Source organism: Pseudomonas sp. St316, from assembly GCF_018325905.1.
Classification (GTDB): Bacteria; Pseudomonadota; Gammaproteobacteria; order Pseudomonadales; family Pseudomonadaceae; genus Aquipseudomonas.
This window is the reverse complement of sequence record NZ_AP021901.1, coordinates 394,657-412,152: the sequence shown is the minus strand read 5'-3', so window position 1 is coordinate 412,152 and position 17,496 is coordinate 394,657. Positions and strand designations below refer to the sequence as shown.

The window sequence follows — 17,496 nt, the reverse complement described above, 5'->3', positions numbered from 1 at the left end:
GGCTCAACGCCCCTTGTAATCACGCCTATCGCAGATCGCAGCCATTTCACTTATTCGGCTCAATACAGCTGCCCGGTGGATCACTCAGGGGAGCCCGGCCAAACGCCCGTTTCACCGATGCGCCCAGGCACCTATGGATGGCCAAATTCCGTCGCCCACAAAAAAACCGCCCTGATCAGGGCGGTTTTTTCATTGCCGAACTGAATCTTACAACTGCGGCCCCGCCGCCTTGATCGCATCGCTCACGTCGAACTTCTTGAAGTTCTCGGTGAACAATCCGGCCAACGCCTTGGCAGCTTCGTCGTACGCAGCTTTGTCGGCCCAGGTGTTACGTGGATTCAACAGAACCGTCTCAACGCCTGGAACAGCCAGCGGCACGTCCAGGTTGATGATGTCCAGGTGTTCGGTTTCAGCACCGATCAGCGCGCCGCTCTGGATCGCCGCGATCACCGCACGGGTGGTCGGGATATTGAAGCGCTTGCCAACGCCATAGCCGCCGCCGGTCCAGCCAGTGTTGACCAGGTAGACCTTGGAGCCGAAACCACGGATGCGCTTGATCAGCAGTTCCGCGTATTCGCCGGCCGGACGCGGGAAGAACGGCGCGCCAAAGCAGGTGGAGAAGGTCGACTTGATGCCGCTGCCCGAACCCATTTCAGTCGAGCCCACCAGTGCGGTGTAGCCGGACAGGAAGTGGTAGGCGGCTTGCTCTTCGCTGAGGATCGACACCGGCGGCAGTACGCCGGTCAGGTCGCAGGTCAGGAAGATTACGGCGTTTGGCTCGCCACCGAGGTTTTTCGGTGCGCGTTTTTCGATCAGTTCACGCGGGTAGGCGGCGCGGCTGTTCTGGGTCAGGCTGTCGTCGGCATAGTCGGCTTTCTTGGTGACCGGGTCGAGGACAACGTTCTCCAGTACGGCGCCGTGTTGGATGGCTTTCCAGATAACTGGCTCGTTCTTCTCGGACAGGTCGATGCACTTGGCATAGCAGCCGCCTTCGATGTTGAAGACCACGCCCACGCCCCAGCCGTGCTCGTCGTCACCGATCAGGTAACGGCTTTCGTCGGCGGACAGGGTGGTCTTGCCGGTGCCCGACAGGCCGAAGAACAGGGTCACATCACCCTCTTCGCCCATGTTCGCGGCGCAGTGCATCGGCAGCACGTCAACAGCCGGCAGCAGGAAGTTCTGCACGGAGAACAGGGCTTTCTTCATTTCACCGGCATAACGCATGCCGGCGATCAGCACTTTCTTGGCCGCGAAGTTGATGATCACGGTGCCGTCGGAGTTGGTGCCGTCGCGCTCAGGCTCGCAGACGAAGTTCGGCGCGTTGAGGATCTGCCATTCATCCTTGCCACCGGCGTTGTACTGCTCGGGGTTGATGAACAGGCAACGGCCGAACAGGTTGTGCCACGCGGTCTCGGTGGTCATCTTGACTGGCAGGTAGTGCGCAGGATCGGAGCCTACATGCACATGGGATACAAAACGCTCGCGCTCGCCCAGGTAGGCTTCGACGCGGCTCCACAGGGCATCGAACTTGTCGGCCGGGAACTTGCGGTTGATCGGGCCCCAGGCGATGGCGTCCTGGGTGGTTGGCTCTTCTACGATGAAACGGTCGACTGGCGAGCGACCGGTACGATGACCGGTACGAACAACCAGCGCGCCAGTATCGGCAAGCTCGCCTTCACCGCGATTCAGGGCTTCTTTGACCAGATCATCGACACTCAGATCGGTGTACACGGCGTTATTGGCTTGCGTCATGAGATTCCCCGTCGGCCCGTGGCCGAGTGCTCCAAACGTTTTGTAGTAGGAAGTCGCGCACTACTACCCGAAAAAAGTGGGCCGGATTATGCCAGAAAACCCCAAAAAGAGTAGGGCCCTCCCGTCAGTACGGCGTAAATCCGGCGTTTGCCAGGAGATTTACCTGCGCTGAACCGTTTTAGTGACGAGTATCTGACGGTGTGTCGACACCCGCACCGGCGAACAATTGGGCGATGTCCGCCGCATCGAACAGGTAGCGCTCGTTGCAAAACTGGCAATCGACCTCGATGGCGCCGCCATGCTCGATCACCAGTTGCTGCGCATCTTCCAGACCCAGACTGACCAGCGCATTGCCGGAACGTTCACGAGAGCAACTGCATTGGAAGCGCAACGGCTGTCCGTCGAACAAACGTACCTGCTCCTCGTGATAGAGGCGATGCAGCACGGTTTCGTTGTCCAGGCTCAGCAGCTCATCGGCGCTCAAGGTGCTGGCCAGAGCGGTGATGTGCTGCCAACTGGCGTCACGCTCCTCCGGGTCGCGCAGGCGATCGGCGGGCAGTTGTTGCAGCAGCAAACCGCGCGCACGCCGCCCGTCGGCGTAGAGCCAGAAACGGGTATTGGTCTGCTGGGACATGACGAAGTAATTGGTGAAGCATTCGGCCAGGGTCGCGCCATCGAGATCGACGATGCCCTGGTAGCGCTTGCCCTGGGTCGGATCGACCGTCAGGGCCAGTACGCCATTGGGCATCATGTCGGCCAGGGTCGCGTCGGGCGCGATCTGCTCGGCGTGATAACGGGCCAGGCCACGGATCTCACGTTCGCTGGAGCACTCGATCATCAGCAGCGGCACCGGACCTTCGGAGCGCGCCTGGAGAATCAGCAAGCCATCGAACTTCAAGGTGCCCACCAACAACGCCGCAGCCGCCATCAGCTCGCCGAGCAGCTGTGCGACCGGCTCCGGATAGGCGTGTTTGGCGAGGACTTCGGCGTAGCTACGCTCCAACGCCACCAGCTCGCCACGGGCGTCGCTGTCATCGAAGATGAAACGTTGGGTGTAGTCGGTATCCGGTAAATCAGTCATAGGGTCTGGTATCTGAGGTGATGACAAATGATGGCAGGCATTTTATGGGCATTCAGGGTGGGTTCCAAGCAAGGCTTGGGCTGGCCTGACGGGAAGGAGATGCACCGCCTATCTTCCCGAGAACCTGTGGCGAGGGGATTTATCCCCGCTGGACTGCGCAGCAGGCCCTGAACTTTGCACGCCGCGTCAGATCTGTCGCGTGTTTATTTGGGGGCCGCTGCGCAGCCCAGCGGAGATAAATCCCCTCGCCACAATCGCCAGCCTGCATGTCTATTCGCTATTGCCACCACGAAACTTGAACAGGTCCCGGCGCTGTTTCTTGCTCGGCTTGCCGTCGGTGCTGACCCCCAGGGCGCCGGCCTTGCGTTGCGCGGCGGCGGTTTCACGCTTGGCGATGCTGGCTTCGGTTTCGCGATACAGCGCCTGCGCTTCAGGCGCACCGCGACGCACGATCGACAAGGCTTCGACCACCACGGTCTTTTCATCGAAGCCGGTGCGGATGACAAATTCATCGCCAACGCGTGGTTCCTTGCCCGGCTTGCAACGTTCTCCCCGGTGATGAACCTTGCCGCTTTCGATGGCGGTCTTGGCCAGGGCCCGCGTCTTGTAGAATCGCGCCGCCCACAACCATTTATCGAGACGGACCTTGTCGTCCTCTTCCTTTTTTTGTGCCACTGCCATTCCTCTTTTCTGCCAATAGCCGGAACTGTACTACCGTTTTTGTCGAGCGCACGAATCCGGCCCGACAGATAGAATGCCCGCCAAACCGTCTCCACACCCATGGCTTGGCTCGGAATCGGTTACAAGCACAAACAAGTGCGTAGATAACTGTCGCCATTTTGTGATTATTCTGCGTGAATACCGCGATTCGCGGAGTCCACGATCCGATGTACTGATCGCAGGTTTTTTTATTGAAGACTTTTGACCATTTGACCGTTGTCGGTCTGCGCGAGTGGGTGGCGCTCCCGGATCTGGGAGTCGTGGGCCTGCGGGCAAAAATCGACACCGGCGCCAGCACCTCCAGCCTGCATGCCACCGACATCGAGCCGTTCGAGCGCGATGGCGAAAAGTGGGTGCGCTTCACGGCGCACCTCGGCACGGTGGTGCAGTTGCGCCATCGCCGCTGCGAAGCGCCACTGGTGGCCCGCAAGACCATAAAGAGTTCCAACGGCCACGCTCAGGTCCGCTACGTGATCAGCACCACGCTGGCGCTGGGTGACCGGGTCTGGCGGGTCGAGTTCACCCTTGCCTGCCGCAAATCCATGCGATATCGCCTTTTACTCGGTTCCAAAGCCTTGATCGACGGCCAACTGGTGGTCAATCCAGGTACCAAATATGTTCAAGACAAGCCGGCATTCCCGGTGTCCACTACCTCTGCCACAGGTGTTGCATGAAGATCGCTGTGCTGTCGCGTAATCCGCGTCTGTATTCCACTCGTCGCCTGGTTGAAGCCGGGACCGAACGAGGCCATGAAATGGTGGTGATCGATACCCTGCGCGCCTACATGAACATTGCCAGCCACAAGCCGCAGATCCATTACCGTGGCAAGCCGCTGGAAGGGTTCGATGCGGTGATCCCGCGCATCGGCGCATCGGTGACGTTCTATGGCTGCGCCGTGTTGCGCCAGTTCGAAATGATGGGGGTGTTTCCCCTCAACGAGTCGGTGGCCATTGCCCGCTCCCGGGACAAGCTGCGCTCGCTGCAGTTGCTGTCACGGCGCGGGATCGGCCTGCCGGTCACCGGTTTTGCCCACTCCCCCGACGACATTCCCGACCTGATTGCGATGGTCAACGGCGCACCGCTGGTGATCAAGGTGCTGGAAGGCACCCAGGGCATCGGCGTGGTCTTGTGTGAAACCGCAACGGCAGCGGAATCGGTGATCGAGGCGTTCATGGGCCTGAAGCAGAACATCATGGTCCAGGAGTACATCAAGGAAGCCGGTGGCGCGGACATTCGCTGCTTCGTGGTCGGCGACAAAGTGATTGCCTCGATGAAGCGCCAGGCCAAGCCCGGGGAGTTCCGCTCCAACCTGCATCGCGGCGGGAGCGCCAGCCTGATCAAGATCACCCCGGAAGAGCGCATGACCGCCCTGCGCGCGGCAAAAGTCATGGGCCTGGCCGTGGCGGGCGTGGACATCCTGCGCTCCAATCACGGGCCACTGGTGATGGAGGTGAATTCCTCGCCAGGCCTGGAAGGAATCGAGACCACCACCAGCAAGAACGTGGCGGGGATCATCATCGAGCACCTGGAAAAGAATGGCGGGCCGAACATGACCCGGACCAAAGGCAAGGGCTAACTCAGACCACCCCATATGGGAGCTAGCCTTTGTGGGAGCCGAGCTTGCTCGCGATGGCGGTGTGTCAGTCAAGATCAACTTTACTGATCCACCGCCATCGCGAGCAAGCTCGGCTCCCAGAAAGCAAAGTTCTCTGTCTTATCTTGAGAGAGACCGCTACACCGCATCCCGCGGCAGCATCAAGCCCAATGGCAACCGCACCCGAGCTTCCAGCCCACCACCGACGCGGTTACGCAGCTCGACGTTGCCGCCGTGCATCGAGGCGATGCGCTTGACGATGGCCAGGCCCAGCCCCGTGCCCTTCCCACCCCGGGCGCGATCACCGCGAGTGAACGGGTTGAAAATGGCTTCCAGCTCAGAGGGATCGATGCCGGCGCCACGGTCCATGACACTCAGCACCACGTAAGGCGCACTGGTATCACCGGAGACATAGGCCGCGACTTCGACGCCGGTGCCAGCGTGGTTCAGCGCATTGCCGATCAGGTTGTTCAGCAAACGCTTCATCGACACGCGACGCAACGGGAACGGCTGTATCGGCTCCAGGCGCAGGTGCACTTTCTCATCGTTCTGGTTATAGGGCGCGGCCACCTCCCGCACCAGTTCACTGAGGTCCACCTCTTCCACAGACTCGTCACGACCGTCGCGAATGAACGCCAGGAACTGGTCGAGAATCGCGTCCATGTCCTCGATGTCGCGGACCATATCGTCAGTCAGGTCGGTGTGCTCGCCCATCAATTCCAGCGACAACCGTAGCCGGGTCAGCGGCGTGCGCAGGTCATGGGAGACGCCAGCGAGCATCAACTCACGCTCGCGCCCGGCCTGTTCGACATCCTCGGCCATCTGGTTGAAGGCACGGTAGACCTCGGTCATTTCGCTGGGCGTATCGCTGATGGGCAGCCGCACGCTGCGCCCCTGGCCCAGTTGGCGGGCAGCGTAGACCAGGCGCTTCAACGGTTGGTTGAGCTGGCTGACGAAGATCCACGCCGACGCCGTCGACAGCAGGCCGATGGCCAGGAACCAGCCGAGCACGTTCCAGATTTTCTGGCCACGCAGCGGATGCGGGTACAACGGCACTTTCAGCCAGCCATCCCCCAGGCTCGGGGCCCGCACCCACAGCGCCGGCGGCGAGTGCATGCGCAATCGCACCTCGGTATCGGCGCCCAGTTCGGCCTGCATCTGGCGTTGATAGATCTCGCTGTAGGGCCAGTGCTGCTCGCCCTCCGGCACGCCGGCACCGACAACGCGGATCAGCGTCGCCGCCTCGGCAATTTTCGCGCGGTTGGTTTCGTCCGCCGCCCAATAGGCCCGCAGGGTCAAGGCAACGCCGTGACTGTACTGCCGATCCACCAGAACGTCTTCGTTCATCAGCAGGTACACCAGCGTCAGTGCCTTGGAGAAGAGCACGACGATCAGCACCAGCCAGAGGGTGCGGGAGAAGAAACTCTGGGGAACCAAACGGGGGTTTTCATGAATAACCGCTACACACTTGCAGGAGCGAGCGATGCTCGCACACTGACAGACCGCGAGTCGCCTGGAAGAAGACATTTCAACCGGCCAGGCCACCCGCTCCTACAAATCGCCGATCACTTGCTGGCGGCGCCATCCGGTACGAACACATAACCCACGCCCCAGACGGTCTGGATATACCGCGGCTTGGAAGGATCGGGTTCGATCATCCGGCGCAGACGGGAAATCTGCACGTCAATGGAGCGCTCCAGCGCATCCCATTCACGACCACGGGCCAGGTTCATCAGTTTGTCGCGGGTCAGCGGCTGGCGGGCGTTCATCACCAGGGCCTTGAGCACGGCAAACTCACCCGTGGTGAGCATGTGGACCTCATCGCCGCGCTTGAGCTCACGAGTGGCCAGGGACAGCTCATAGTCGCCGAAGGTGACGCTTTCATCTTCGCTGCCCGGCGCGCCAGGTACCGGCGCCGACTGACGACGCAGCACCGCCTTGACGCGGGCCATCAGCTCGTCGGGGTTGAACGGCTTGGCCAGGTAATCGTCGGCGCCCAGCTCCAGGCCCTTGATACGGCTCAGCTCGTCGCCCTTGGCGGTGAGCATGATGATCGGGATCTGATTGTTGGCGCCGCGCAGGCGGCGGCAGGCTGTCAGGCCGTCTTCACCGGGCAGCATCAGGTCGAGCACCACCAGGTTGAAAACTTCACGGGCCAGCAGTCGATCCATTTGCTCGGTGTTCGGTACGGTGCGGGCGCGGTAGCCCTTGCTGACGAAAAAGCGTTCCAGCAAGCTGCTCAGCCCCGGATCGTCGTCAACAATAAGAATTTTTTCGCCTTCAGCAGTTTGTGCAGTGCTGCTCATAGGAAGCTCCTTTGATCTCGGCGCGCATTATGGCCTAGCTGCCGTTATACGCACCGTGTGCATTGTTAGCAGATTTTTCCTCTATGACCACAAATCCGGGTATCAAGCCTACAGACCATGTCCCCCCCTCAGGACGGAACGCTGGTTATAATGCGCCGCCCTTTGTGCCAGGGATGCCGGATCGTGACTCAGTTCATGGACCAGGCGGCGTGCCATTTTTTTCCCCTTGGCCAGGCAGCACTTTTTGAATTTCGCGGGTCAACAGGCAGCCTTTTGACCCAGGCAGCGGCGCGTGCCAGGCCGCTCAACCAGTCTCGCCGAGCCCTGCTTCTGCGGTGGCGAGCCTGATTTCACAATTTGTCAGGTGGTTTTATGGACAGCATCAACAGCCGCATCGCCGAGGAACTCGGCGTACGCCCGCAACAGGTCGAAGCGGCCGTCGCGCTACTCGATGAAGGCTCCACGGTGCCTTTCATCGCCCGTTACCGGAAGGAAGTGACCGGCAGCCTCGATGACATTCAGCTGCGTCATCTGGAAGAGCGCCTGCGCTACCTGCGAGAACTCGACGAACGGCGCATCAGCATCCTGGCCAGCATCCAGGAGCAGGGCAAGCTGACCCCGCAACTTGAGCGCGACATCAAGCTGGCCGACACCAAGACCCGCCTCGAAGACTTGTACCTGCCCTACAAGCAAAAACGCCGCACCAAGGGCCAGATCGCCCTGGAAGCCGGCCTCGGCGAGCTGGCCGACGGCTTGTTCAACGACCCGACCCTGGCCCCGGAAGCCGAAGCCGCACGCTTCGTCGATGCCGAAAAAGGCGTGGCGGACGTAAAAGCGGCGCTGGAAGGCGCCAAGTACATCCTCATGGAGCGCTTCGCCGAAGACGCCAACCTGCTGGAAAAACTGCGTAGCTACCTCAAGCAGGAAGCCACCCTCAGCGCCCGGGTGATCGCCGGCAAGGAAGAGGAAGGCGCGAAGTTCCGCGACTACTTCGAACACGACGAACCGCTCAAGAGCATGCCGTCCCACCGCGCACTGGCGATTTTCCGTGGTCGCAACGAAGGCATTCTCAGTTCCGCCCTGAAGGTCGGTGAAGAATTGCCCGGCACCATGCACCCGTGCGAAGGGATGATCGGCCAGCAGTTCGGCATCCAGAACCAGAATCGCGCCGCCGACAAATGGTTGGCCGAGGTGGTGCGCTGGACCTGGAAGGTCAAGCTCTACACCCACCTGGAAACCGACTTGCTGGGCGAGTTGCGCGATAACGCAGAAACCGAGGCGATCAACGTCTTCGCCCACAACCTGCACGACCTGCTGTTGGCCGCACCGGCCGGCCCACGTGCCACCCTGGGCCTGGACCCGGGCCTGCGCACCGGTTGCAAGGTGGCGGTGGTGGATTCCACCGGCAAGCTGCTGGACCACGCCACGGTCTACCCGCACGTGCCGCACAACAAGTGGGACCAGACCCTCGCCGTGCTCGCCGCCCTGTGCGCCAAGCATTCGGTGGACCTGATCGCCATCGGCAACGGCACCGCCAGTCGCGAGACCGACAAGCTGGCCGCCGAGCTGATCAAGAAATACCCAGCCATGAAGATGACCAAGGTCATGGTCTCCGAGGCCGGCGCTTCCGTTTATTCGGCATCGGAACTGGCCTCCAAGGAATTCCCCGACCTGGACGTGTCGATCCGTGGCGCCGTGTCCATCGCCCGTCGCCTGCAGGATCCACTGGCGGAACTGGTGAAGATCGACCCGAAATCCATCGGTGTCGGCCAGTACCAGCACGACGTTTCCCAGTTGAAGCTGGCCCGTGGGCTGGATGCCGTGGTGGAAGATTGCGTGAACGCCGTGGGCGTGGACGTGAACACCGCTTCGGTGGCGCTGTTGGCGCGTATCTCCGGTCTGAACGCCACCCTGGCGCAGAACATCGTCACCCACCGTGACGAACACGGCGCGTTCAAGACCCGCGCCGCGTTGAAGAAAGTCCCGCGCCTGGGTGAAAAAACCTTTGAGCAGGCCGCCGGTTTCCTGCGGGTCATGAACGGCGACAACCCGCTGGACTCCTCGGCCGTCCACCCCGAGGCCTACCCGCTGGTGCAACGCATCGCCGCCCAGACCGACCGCGATATCCGTTCGCTGATCGGTGACGCCGGGTTCCTCAAGCGCCTGGATCCGAAGAAGTTCACCGACGAAACCTTCGGCCTGCCGACCGTGACCGACATCCTCCAGGAACTGGAGAAACCAGGCCGTGACCCGCGCCCTGAGTTCAAGACCGCGGAGTTCCAGGACGGCGTCGAAGACCTCAAGGACCTGCAGCCGGGCATGATCCTCGAAGGCGTGGTGACCAACGTCACCAACTTCGGTGCCTTCGTCGACATCGGCGTGCACCAGGACGGCCTGGTGCATATCTCCGCCTTGTCCGAGAAGTTCATCAAGGACCCGCGCGAAGCGGTGAAAGCCGGTGATGTGGTGAAAGTGAAGGTCATGGAAGTCGACATCCCGCGCAAACGCGTCGGCCTGTCGATGCGCATGAGCGACACGCCGGGCGAAAAAGTCGACGGCGCCCGTGGTGCGCGTCCGGGCTCGACGCCACGCCAGTCGCAAAACACCGCGCCGCGCAAGGAAACCGCCACCGCGGCCCCGACGAACAACGCCATGGCCTCGTTGTTCGCCAACGCCAAGCAGTTGAAGAAACGCTGATGGACATGCCAGCCGGGTTGGTGGAGAGCGCGTTTTTCAAGCTGCTCGGCTGCCGTCTGCACAGCCTTGGGGACGGGGTGGCGCAAGTCGCCCTGGGCCTTGAGCCGCCGCTGCGCAATCGCGGCGGCAAGCTGCATGGCGGCGCGCTGTTCAGCCTGGTGGACATCGCCATGGGACTGGCCTGCTCCAGTGTCCATGGCTTTGACCAGCAGAGCGCGACCATCGAATGCAAGATCAACTACATTCGCGCCGTGTCCGACGGCGACGTGTTGTGCACCGCCCGGGTCATCCACCCGGGCCGGCGCACCCTGGTGGTCGAGGCCGAGGTGATGCAAGGCGACAAACTGGTCGCAAAAGCGCAAGGCACGTTCGCTGTCCTATAGCTCCCTGTCATCGATTTGGGTTAATTTCGACGCACGAATGCAGTGTCGGGCTTTCCGGTGGGAGCGAGCTTGCTCGCGATAGCGGAAGATCAGTCGAGATCAACGTTACTGATCCACCGCTATCGCGAGCAAGCTCGCTCCCACAGAGAATGGCGGCGACTGGCCTTTGGCCGCACAAAAACCAGGCGAAAACGCCAGTTTTAACTTCACCCTTGTAGACCGTCTTGCCCACCCCCATATTGGGGCGACTGACGCGTGAAGGAATTCAACTTGAGCGACCTTTTAAACCGCCGCCTGGCCCTGCTCGGCGAGCGCGCCAACCTCTCCCTGCTCGAACAATGCCTGCACGGCATCGAGCGTGAATGCCTGCGCGTCACCGGCGACGGCCTCCTGGCGCAGACCCCGCATCCCGAGGCCCTGGGTTCGGCGCTGACCAACGAGCAGATCACCACCGACTATTCCGAGTCGCTGCTGGAGTTCATCACCCCGGCCCTGGCCGACCCGGCCGATACCCTGCGCAGCCTCGACAAGATCCACCGGTTCGCCTACAGCAAACTCGGCGACGAATACTTGTGGAGCCCCTCGATGCCGTGCCCGTTGCCGGCGGAAGAGGACATCCCGATTGCGTATTACGGCACGTCTAATATCGGTCGGCTCAAGTACGTCTACCGCAAAGGCCTGGCCCTGCGCTACGGCAAGACCATGCAATGCATTGCCGGGATCCACTACAACTTTTCCCTGCCGGAAAAACTCTGGCCGCTGCTGCGCCAGAACGAAGCCGTCGATGTGAGCGACCGTGACTTCCAGTCTTCGGCCTACATCGCGCTGATCCGTAACTTCCGCCGCTACAGCTGGTTGCTGATGTACCTGTTCGGTGCTTCGCCGGCCCTGGACGCCGGTTTCCTGCGAGGTCGTCCGCACCAGTTGGAACAATTGGATCCGGACACCCTGTACCTGCCCTACGCCACCAGCCTGCGCATGAGCGACCTGGGTTACCAGAGCAACGCCCAGGCTGGCCTGACGCCGTGCTACAACGACCTGGCGAGCTACACCGACAGCCTGCGCAAAGCGGTGGCGACGCCCTATGCGCCCTACGTCGAAGTCGGCACCCACCAGAACGGCGAGTGGGTGCAGCTCAACACCAACATCCTGCAGATCGAAAACGAGTACTACTCCAACATCCGCCCCAAACGCGTGACCTACACCGGCGAGCGGCCGATCCAGGCCTTGATGGCCCGGGGTATCCAGTACGTCGAAGTGCGTTGCCTGGACATCAACCCGTTCCTGCCAATGGGCATCGACCTCACCGAGTCGCGATTCCTCGATGCGTTCCTGCTGTATTGCGGCCTCAACGAAAGCCCGCAGCTGGAAAACAACGAATGCGGCAACGCCACGAGCAACTTCCTGACCGTGGTCAAGGAAGGCCGCAAGCCGGGCCTGCAATTGCAGCGCCAGGGTCAATCGGTGGACATGCAGGCCTGGGCCGTCGAATTGCTGGAAAAAATCGCACCCTTGGCCTCGCTGCTCGACCAGAGCCATGGTGGCGATGCCCACCGCCAGGCGTTGGATGCGCAATTGGCGAAAGTCCGCGACCCTTCCCTGACGCCTTCCGCCCAGGTGCTGGCCGCCATGGCCGAACATCAGGAAAGCTTTGCCCAGTTCTCCTTGCGCCAAAGCAAGGTCCACGCTGAGTTCTTCCGCGCCGAACCTTTGCCTGCCCAGGAGCAGACGGCCTTCGAGGAAACCGCCCGTGAATCCCTGGTTCAGCAAACTGAACTGGAGCAGAACGAGGTGGGAGATTTCGACGTGTTCGTGGGTTCGTATCAGGCGAGCATCCTGGCGATCAGCAACTGACCTCTTTTTGACGAGGACACGTTTGTGGCGAGTGCGCTTGCTCCCGCTCCGCTGCGCAGCCACCGTAAAAGGGGACCTGCTGCGCAGTCCAGCGGGAGCAAGCGCACTCGCCACAAGGGGTCCGAGCCGCTTTCGATAGATTTTTTCGCAAATAAGCTCATGCGAAAAAGTTATTTATTTCTGAGTTCTTAGATCATTTAGTCTCCTCCAACGCCGAACATCCGGCGGCCTGTTGAGGAGCTTTCCCATGTCTTTGAGTTTCCCCCTTCGCTTTCTCGCGGCCGCCTCCCTGGCTGCAACGAGCTTTTTTGCCCAGGCGGCCGAGCTGACCGTCGCCTACCAGACCACCGTCGACCCGGCAAAAGTCGCCCAGGCCGATGGCGCCTATGAAAAAGCCACCCAAGCCAAGATCGATTGGCGCAAGTTCGACAACGGCGCCGATGTCATCACCGCCATCGCCTCGGGCGACGTGCAGATCGGCTACCTCGGTTCCAGCCCGCTGACCGCAGCCATCACCCGCAAGGTCCCGGTGGAAACCTTCCTCATCGCCACCCAGATCGGCGCCGCCGAAGCCTTGGTGGTTCGTGACGGTTCGGGTATCAACTCCCCGCAGGACCTGATCGGCAAGAAGATCGCCGTGCCGTTCGTCTCCACCGGCCATTACAGCCTGCTCGCCGCGTTGAAGCACTGGAACATCGACCCGTCGAAAGTCACCATCCTCAACCTGGCGCCACCGGCCATCATCGCCGCTTGGAAGCGCGGCGACATCGACGCCACCTACGTCTGGGACCCGGCCCTGGGCGTGGCCAAGGAAAACGGCAAGGTGCTGATCACCTCCGCAGAGCTGGCCAAGTTCGGCGCCCCGACCTTCGACGCCTGGATCGTGCGCAAGGACTTCGCCCAGAAGCACCCTGAAATTGTCACAGCCTTCGCCAAAGTGACCCTGGAGGCCTACGCCCAGTACCGCAAGGACCCACAAGCCTGGCTGGCCGATGCGTCCAACGTCGACAAACTGGTGAAGCTTTCCGGCGCCAAGGCCAGCGACATCCCGCTATTGCTGCAAGGCAACGTCTTTCCCCTGGCGGCCGATCAGGTCGTGAGCCTCGGCGCACCGACCACCCAAGCCATCACCGACACGGCGGCCTTCTTGAAAGAGCAAGGCAAGGTCGAAGCCGTGCTGCCGGACTACGCGCCGTACGTCAGCGCCAAGTACATCACTCGTTAAGCGGAAAAAGGGAGACACGCGATGGCCTTGCTACAGCTGGAGCGCATCAGCGCACAGTACCCCGGCGCGGCGGACCCCGTGCTGGCGGACATTTCCCTGACCCTGGGGCCCCAGCAACTGCTGGTTGCCCTCGGCCCATCCGGCAGTGGCAAGACATCGCTGTTGAACCTGATCGCCGGGTTCGTCGAACCCAGCGCCGGGCAGATCACCCTCGACGGCGTACCGGTCAAGGGACCGAGCGCCGAACGCGGCGTGGTGTTCCAGGACGATGCGCTGCTGCCTTGGCAGGACGTGCTGGCAAACGTTGGGTTCGGCCTGGAACTGGCTGGGGTCGGCAAGCAAAAGCGCGAAGCCCGGGCCCGGGAAATGCTCACCCTGGTGGACCTGGCCGGTTTCGAGCAACGCCGTGTCTGGCAGCTCTCCGGCGGCCAGAAACAACGCGTCGGCCTGGCCCGAGCGCTGGCAGCCGACCCGCGCGTATTGTTGATGGACGAGCCTTTCGGTGCCCTGGACGCCTTTACCCGCGAGCAGATGCAGGAACTGTTGCTGCAGGTCTGGCAGCGCACCGCCAAGCCGGTGTTTCTGATCACCCATGACATTGAAGAAGCCGTATTCCTTGCCACTGACTTGATTCTGTTGGCACCGAACCCAGGGCAGATCGTCGAACGCCTGAGCCTGGATTTCGGCCAGCGCTACGGGGCCGGGGAATCGGCGCGCTCGATCAAATCCGACCCGCGCTTTATCGAAACCCGCGAGCATGTGCTCGCCAAGGTGTTCTCCCAACGCAGCGCCACTCGGCCACAGGAGCGCGCATGAGCAGTTACGAAATTCCAGCCGTGATCAGTGAAACGACGCGCAAGCACCCGGCCGGCGGCTTAAGGCCAAGCCTGAGTACGCGCTGGATCAGCGGCTTGACCCTGATCGCGCTGCTGGCGGTTTGGTGGGCCGTCACCGCCAGTGACCTGATCGAACCGCTGTTCCTGCCCTCGCCCGCCGCCGTGCTGCAAAAAGGTTGGTTGCTGGCGACCAGCGGCTACATGGATTCGACCCTCTGGCAACATTTGGCCGCCAGCCTTGAACGCATCGGCCTGGGCCTGTTGTTCGCGGTGCTGACGGCGGTGCCGGTGGGCATCGCCATTGGCGCCAACCGTATCGCTCGCGGCGTGCTCGATCCGTTGATCGAGTTCTACCGACCAATTCCACCGCTGGCGTACCTGCCGTTGATCGTGATCTGGTGCGGCATCGGCGAGTTGTCGAAGGTGCTGCTGATTTACCTGGCGATCTTCGCCCCGATTGCCATTGCCACCGCCACCGGTGTGCGCACTGTCGACCGGGCCAAGCTACGCGCTGCGCAATCGTTGGGCGCCACGCGGGCCCAGTTGATTCGCCACGTGATCGTGCCCAGTGCCTTGCCGGACATCCTCACCGGCATTCGCATTGGCCTGGGCGTGGGTTGGTCGACGCTGGTGGCCGCCGAGCTGATCGCCGCCACCAGCGGCCTTGGGTTCATGGTCCAGTCAGCGGCACAGTTTCTGGTGACCGATGTGGTGGTGCTGGGGATCCTGGTGATCGCACTGATCGCCTTCGCCATGGAAATGGGCCTGCGCGCCCTGCAACGCAAGCTGGTGCCGTGGCACGGCCAGGCCCATTGATAGCCAATGACCACGCCGACCATTCGGCGCCCCAGACCGAGAGCATTGCGATGAATCGCCCGACCATTACGCCTTTGAGCACAGCCCTTGGCGCGCAGATCGATGGGATCGCTATCAGCCAGCCCCTGAGCCAGGCAGATCGCGACACCCTTGAGCAGGCGCTGCTCGACTATCAGGTGCTGTTCTTCCGGGACCAGCCGATCGAACCGCCACAGCAGGCACGCTTCGCCGGGTATTTTGGCGACCTGCACATTCACCCCATCTACCCCAACGTGCCGGAGCAGCCCGAAGTATTGGTGCTCGACACCGCCGTCACCGACGTCCGTGACAACGCCGTGTGGCACACCGACGTGACCTTTCTCCCAACGCCCGCCATGGGCGCGGTGCTCAGCGCCAAACTGCTGCCGGCATTTGGCGGCGATACGTTGTGGGCCAGTGGCATCGCGGCTTACGAAGCCTTGTCGGCACCGTTGAAGCGCTTGCTGGAGGGCCTGACAGCGACCCACGATTTCACCCGATCCTTTCCCTTGGAACGGTTTGGCAACAGCGCCGAAGACCTGGCGCGCTGGGAAGAGGCTCGGCGGAAAAACCCGCCGCTGTCCCATCCGGTAATCCGCACTCATCCGGTGAGCGGGCGACGCTCGCTGTTCGTCAATGAAGGCTTCACGACACGGATCAACGAGCTGTCGGAAAGTGAAAGCGAGGTCATCCTGAAACTGCTCTTTGCCCACGCCACCCGCCCCGAGTTCACCCTGCGCTGGCGCTGGCAGGTCAACGACGTGGCGTTCTGGGACAACCGCGTCACCCAGCATTTTGCCGTGGATGACTACCGCCCGGCCCGGCGCGTAATGCACCGGGCGACGGTGTTGGGGGATGTGCCGTTCTTTCGGTAACAAACCCATCACCCGTGGCGAGGGAGCTTGCTCCCGCTGGACTGCGCAGCAGGCCTATTGCTTATGGCTGCTGCGCAGCCAAGCGGGAGCAAGCTCCCTCGCCACGGGGTCTGTTTACTCGGCTGATGACGGTTTCTCCCACAGATTGATCCCGCCTTCCTGGGCAAACCGATCGATCTGCGCCAGTTCTTCCGCAGTGAAGCTCAGGTTCTTCAGTGCCCCGACGTTCTCGATGATTTGCTCCGGCCGGCTGGCGCCGATCAGTGCGCTGGTCACGCGGGGATCGCGCAGGGTCCAGGCCAAGGCCATTTGCGCCAGGCTTTGGCCGCGCCGCTGGGCGATCTCATTGAGGGCACGTACATGGGCGATGTTTTCCTCCGACAGGTGCGAAGCCTGCAAGGAACCACCGCCCGGACGGTTGACCCGCGCATCGGCCGGAATACCCTTGAGGTACTTGTCGGTCAACAGGCCCTGGGCCAGTGGCGTGAAAGCGATTACACCGGTACCCAGTTCGTCGGTGGCGTCCAGCAGGTCCTTTTCCACCCAGCGGTTGAGCAAGTTGTAGGCCGGCTGGTGAATCAGCAGCGGGATTTTCCACTCTTTGAGCAGCGCCGCCATTTCCCGGGTCTTCACCCCGGAATACGAGGAAATGCCGATGTACAGCGCCTTGCCCTGCTGTACGGCAGTGGCCAGTGCGCTGGCGGTTTCTTCCAATGGGGTGTCGGGGTCAAAGCGGTGGGAATAGAAGATATCCACATAGTCCAGCCCCAGGCGTTGCAGGCTTTGGTCGAGGCTGGCGAGCACGTATTTGCGCGAGCCACCGCCCTGGCCGTAAGGACCCGGCCACATGTCCCAACCGGCCTTGCTGGAGATGATCAACTCATCGCGGTACTGCTTGAAATCTTCGCGCAGCAACCGGCCAAAATTGATCTCGGCGCTGCCGTAGGGCGGGCCGTAGTTGTTCGCCAGGTCGAAGTGGTTGATGCCCAGGTCGAACGCCGTGCGCAGCAAGGCGCGCTGGGTGTCGATGGGCGTGCTGTCGCCAAAGTTGTGCCACAACCCCAGCGACAGCGCTGGCAGCACCAACCCGCTGCGACCGACGCGGCGGTAAGGCATGGACTCGTAGCGATTTTCGGCAGCGGTGTAGGTCATCGAAAGGCTCTCTGTTCAGACGCAGGTGGCAGAAGCTAACATTTCACAGACGCCTCGGTCAGGCTGAAAGTTCGCCAATCCCTGTGGGAGCGAGCCTGCTCGCGAATGCGGGGGGACTGCAGACTTTCAGTGACTGGCATCGCGCTTTCGCGAGCAGGCTCGCTCCCACAAGGGGTTCCAGCGTGGC

Annotated in this window: 14 protein-coding genes and 1 pseudogene; 9 read left to right on the top strand and 6 right to left on the bottom strand. The window is 62.0% G+C overall.

All coding sequences use genetic code 11. The annotated features are described in order from the left end of the window. Positions 1-207: 207 nt before the first annotated feature. From KI237_RS01740 to KI237_RS01730, 3 genes are all read right to left on the bottom strand, one after another. Entirely contained in the window at positions 208-1,752 is a 1,545-nt protein-coding gene (locus KI237_RS01740) for a phosphoenolpyruvate carboxykinase (RefSeq protein ID WP_014336039.1), read from the bottom strand. Positions 1,753-1,930: 178 nt separating this feature from the next. Next, positions 1,931-2,833: an Hsp33 family molecular chaperone HslO gene (gene hslO / locus KI237_RS01735; RefSeq protein WP_212798536.1), complete on the bottom strand. Its 903-nt coding sequence runs from the start codon at positions 2,831-2,833 to the stop codon at positions 1,931-1,933. A gap of 270 nt (positions 2,834-3,103) precedes the next feature. Further along, positions 3,104-3,508 carry an RNA-binding S4 domain-containing protein gene (locus KI237_RS01730; RefSeq protein WP_212800534.1) on the bottom strand — a complete coding sequence of 135 codons (405 nt, stop codon included), beginning with the start codon at positions 3,506-3,508 and terminating at the stop codon, positions 3,104-3,106. A gap of 236 nt (positions 3,509-3,744) precedes the next feature. On the opposite strand from KI237_RS01730, the gene rimB reads away from it, so the two are divergent. Together rimB and rimK are read left to right on the top strand one after the other, a co-directional pair. After that, entirely contained in the window at positions 3,745-4,227 is a 483-nt protein-coding gene (gene rimB / locus KI237_RS01725; RefSeq protein ID WP_018608792.1) for a retropepsin-like aspartic endopeptidase RimB, read from the top strand. Next, positions 4,224-5,129: a 30S ribosomal protein S6--L-glutamate ligase gene (rimK, locus tag KI237_RS01720; RefSeq protein WP_003196697.1), complete on the top strand. Its 906-nt coding sequence runs from the start codon at positions 4,224-4,226 to the stop codon at positions 5,127-5,129. Before rimB ends, rimK begins: the two co-directional genes overlap by 4 nt. A gap of 156 nt (positions 5,130-5,285) precedes the next feature. Here the strand turns inward: rimK and KI237_RS01715 are convergent. After that, positions 5,286-6,598, bottom strand: a pseudogene (locus tag KI237_RS01715) (ATP-binding protein). A gap of 114 nt (positions 6,599-6,712) precedes the next feature. Continuing rightward, entirely contained in the window at positions 6,713-7,453 is a 741-nt protein-coding gene (gene ompR, locus KI237_RS01710) for an osmolarity response regulator transcription factor OmpR (RefSeq protein WP_003196691.1), read from the bottom strand. 372 nt (positions 7,454-7,825) lie between these two features. Here ompR and KI237_RS01705 point away from each other — a divergent pair, with 372 nt between their 5' ends. The 7 genes from KI237_RS01705 to tauD all read left to right on the top strand — a co-directional run bounded on the left by KI237_RS01705 (position 7,826) and on the right by tauD (position 16,157). Then, entirely contained in the window at positions 7,826-10,150 is a 2,325-nt protein-coding gene (locus tag KI237_RS01705; RefSeq protein WP_212798534.1) for a Tex family protein, read from the top strand. Continuing rightward, positions 10,150-10,533 (top strand): PaaI family thioesterase, encoded by a 384-nt coding sequence (locus KI237_RS01700; protein WP_212798533.1) that lies wholly within the window; start codon positions 10,150-10,152, stop codon positions 10,531-10,533. Before KI237_RS01705 ends, KI237_RS01700 begins: the two co-directional genes overlap by 1 nt. Positions 10,534-10,803: 270 nt before the next feature. After that, a complete protein-coding gene (gene gshA / locus KI237_RS01695) occupies positions 10,804-12,387 on the top strand; it encodes a glutamate--cysteine ligase (RefSeq protein WP_212798532.1) in 1,584 nt (527 codons plus the stop codon). Between the two features lie 247 nt (positions 12,388-12,634). Beyond that, the gene (tauA, locus tag KI237_RS01690) at positions 12,635-13,612 is read left to right on the top strand and encodes a taurine ABC transporter substrate-binding protein (protein WP_212798531.1); all 978 of its coding nucleotides are present in this window, start codon (positions 12,635-12,637) and stop codon (positions 13,610-13,612) included. A 21-nt stretch (positions 13,613-13,633) separates the two neighbouring features. After that, on the top strand, positions 13,634-14,428 hold the full coding sequence (tauB, locus tag KI237_RS01685) for a taurine ABC transporter ATP-binding subunit (protein ID WP_212798530.1): 795 nt from the start codon (positions 13,634-13,636) through the stop codon (positions 14,426-14,428). Further along, positions 14,425-15,264: a taurine ABC transporter permease TauC gene (gene tauC, locus KI237_RS01680; RefSeq protein WP_212798529.1), complete on the top strand. Its 840-nt coding sequence runs from the start codon at positions 14,425-14,427 to the stop codon at positions 15,262-15,264. Before tauB ends, tauC begins: the two co-directional genes overlap by 4 nt. A 50-nt stretch (positions 15,265-15,314) precedes the next feature. Further along, positions 15,315-16,157, top strand: a complete 843-nt coding sequence (gene tauD, locus KI237_RS01675) for a taurine dioxygenase (RefSeq protein WP_212798528.1) — start codon at positions 15,315-15,317, stop codon at positions 16,155-16,157. A 114-nt stretch (positions 16,158-16,271) separates the two neighbouring features. Here tauD and mgrA read toward each other — a convergent pair whose 3' ends face one another. Beyond that, positions 16,272-17,309 carry an L-glyceraldehyde 3-phosphate reductase gene (gene mgrA / locus KI237_RS01670; RefSeq protein WP_212798527.1) on the bottom strand — a complete coding sequence of 346 codons (1,038 nt, stop codon included), beginning with the start codon at positions 17,307-17,309 and terminating at the stop codon, positions 16,272-16,274. Positions 17,310-17,496 lie beyond the last annotated feature (187 nt).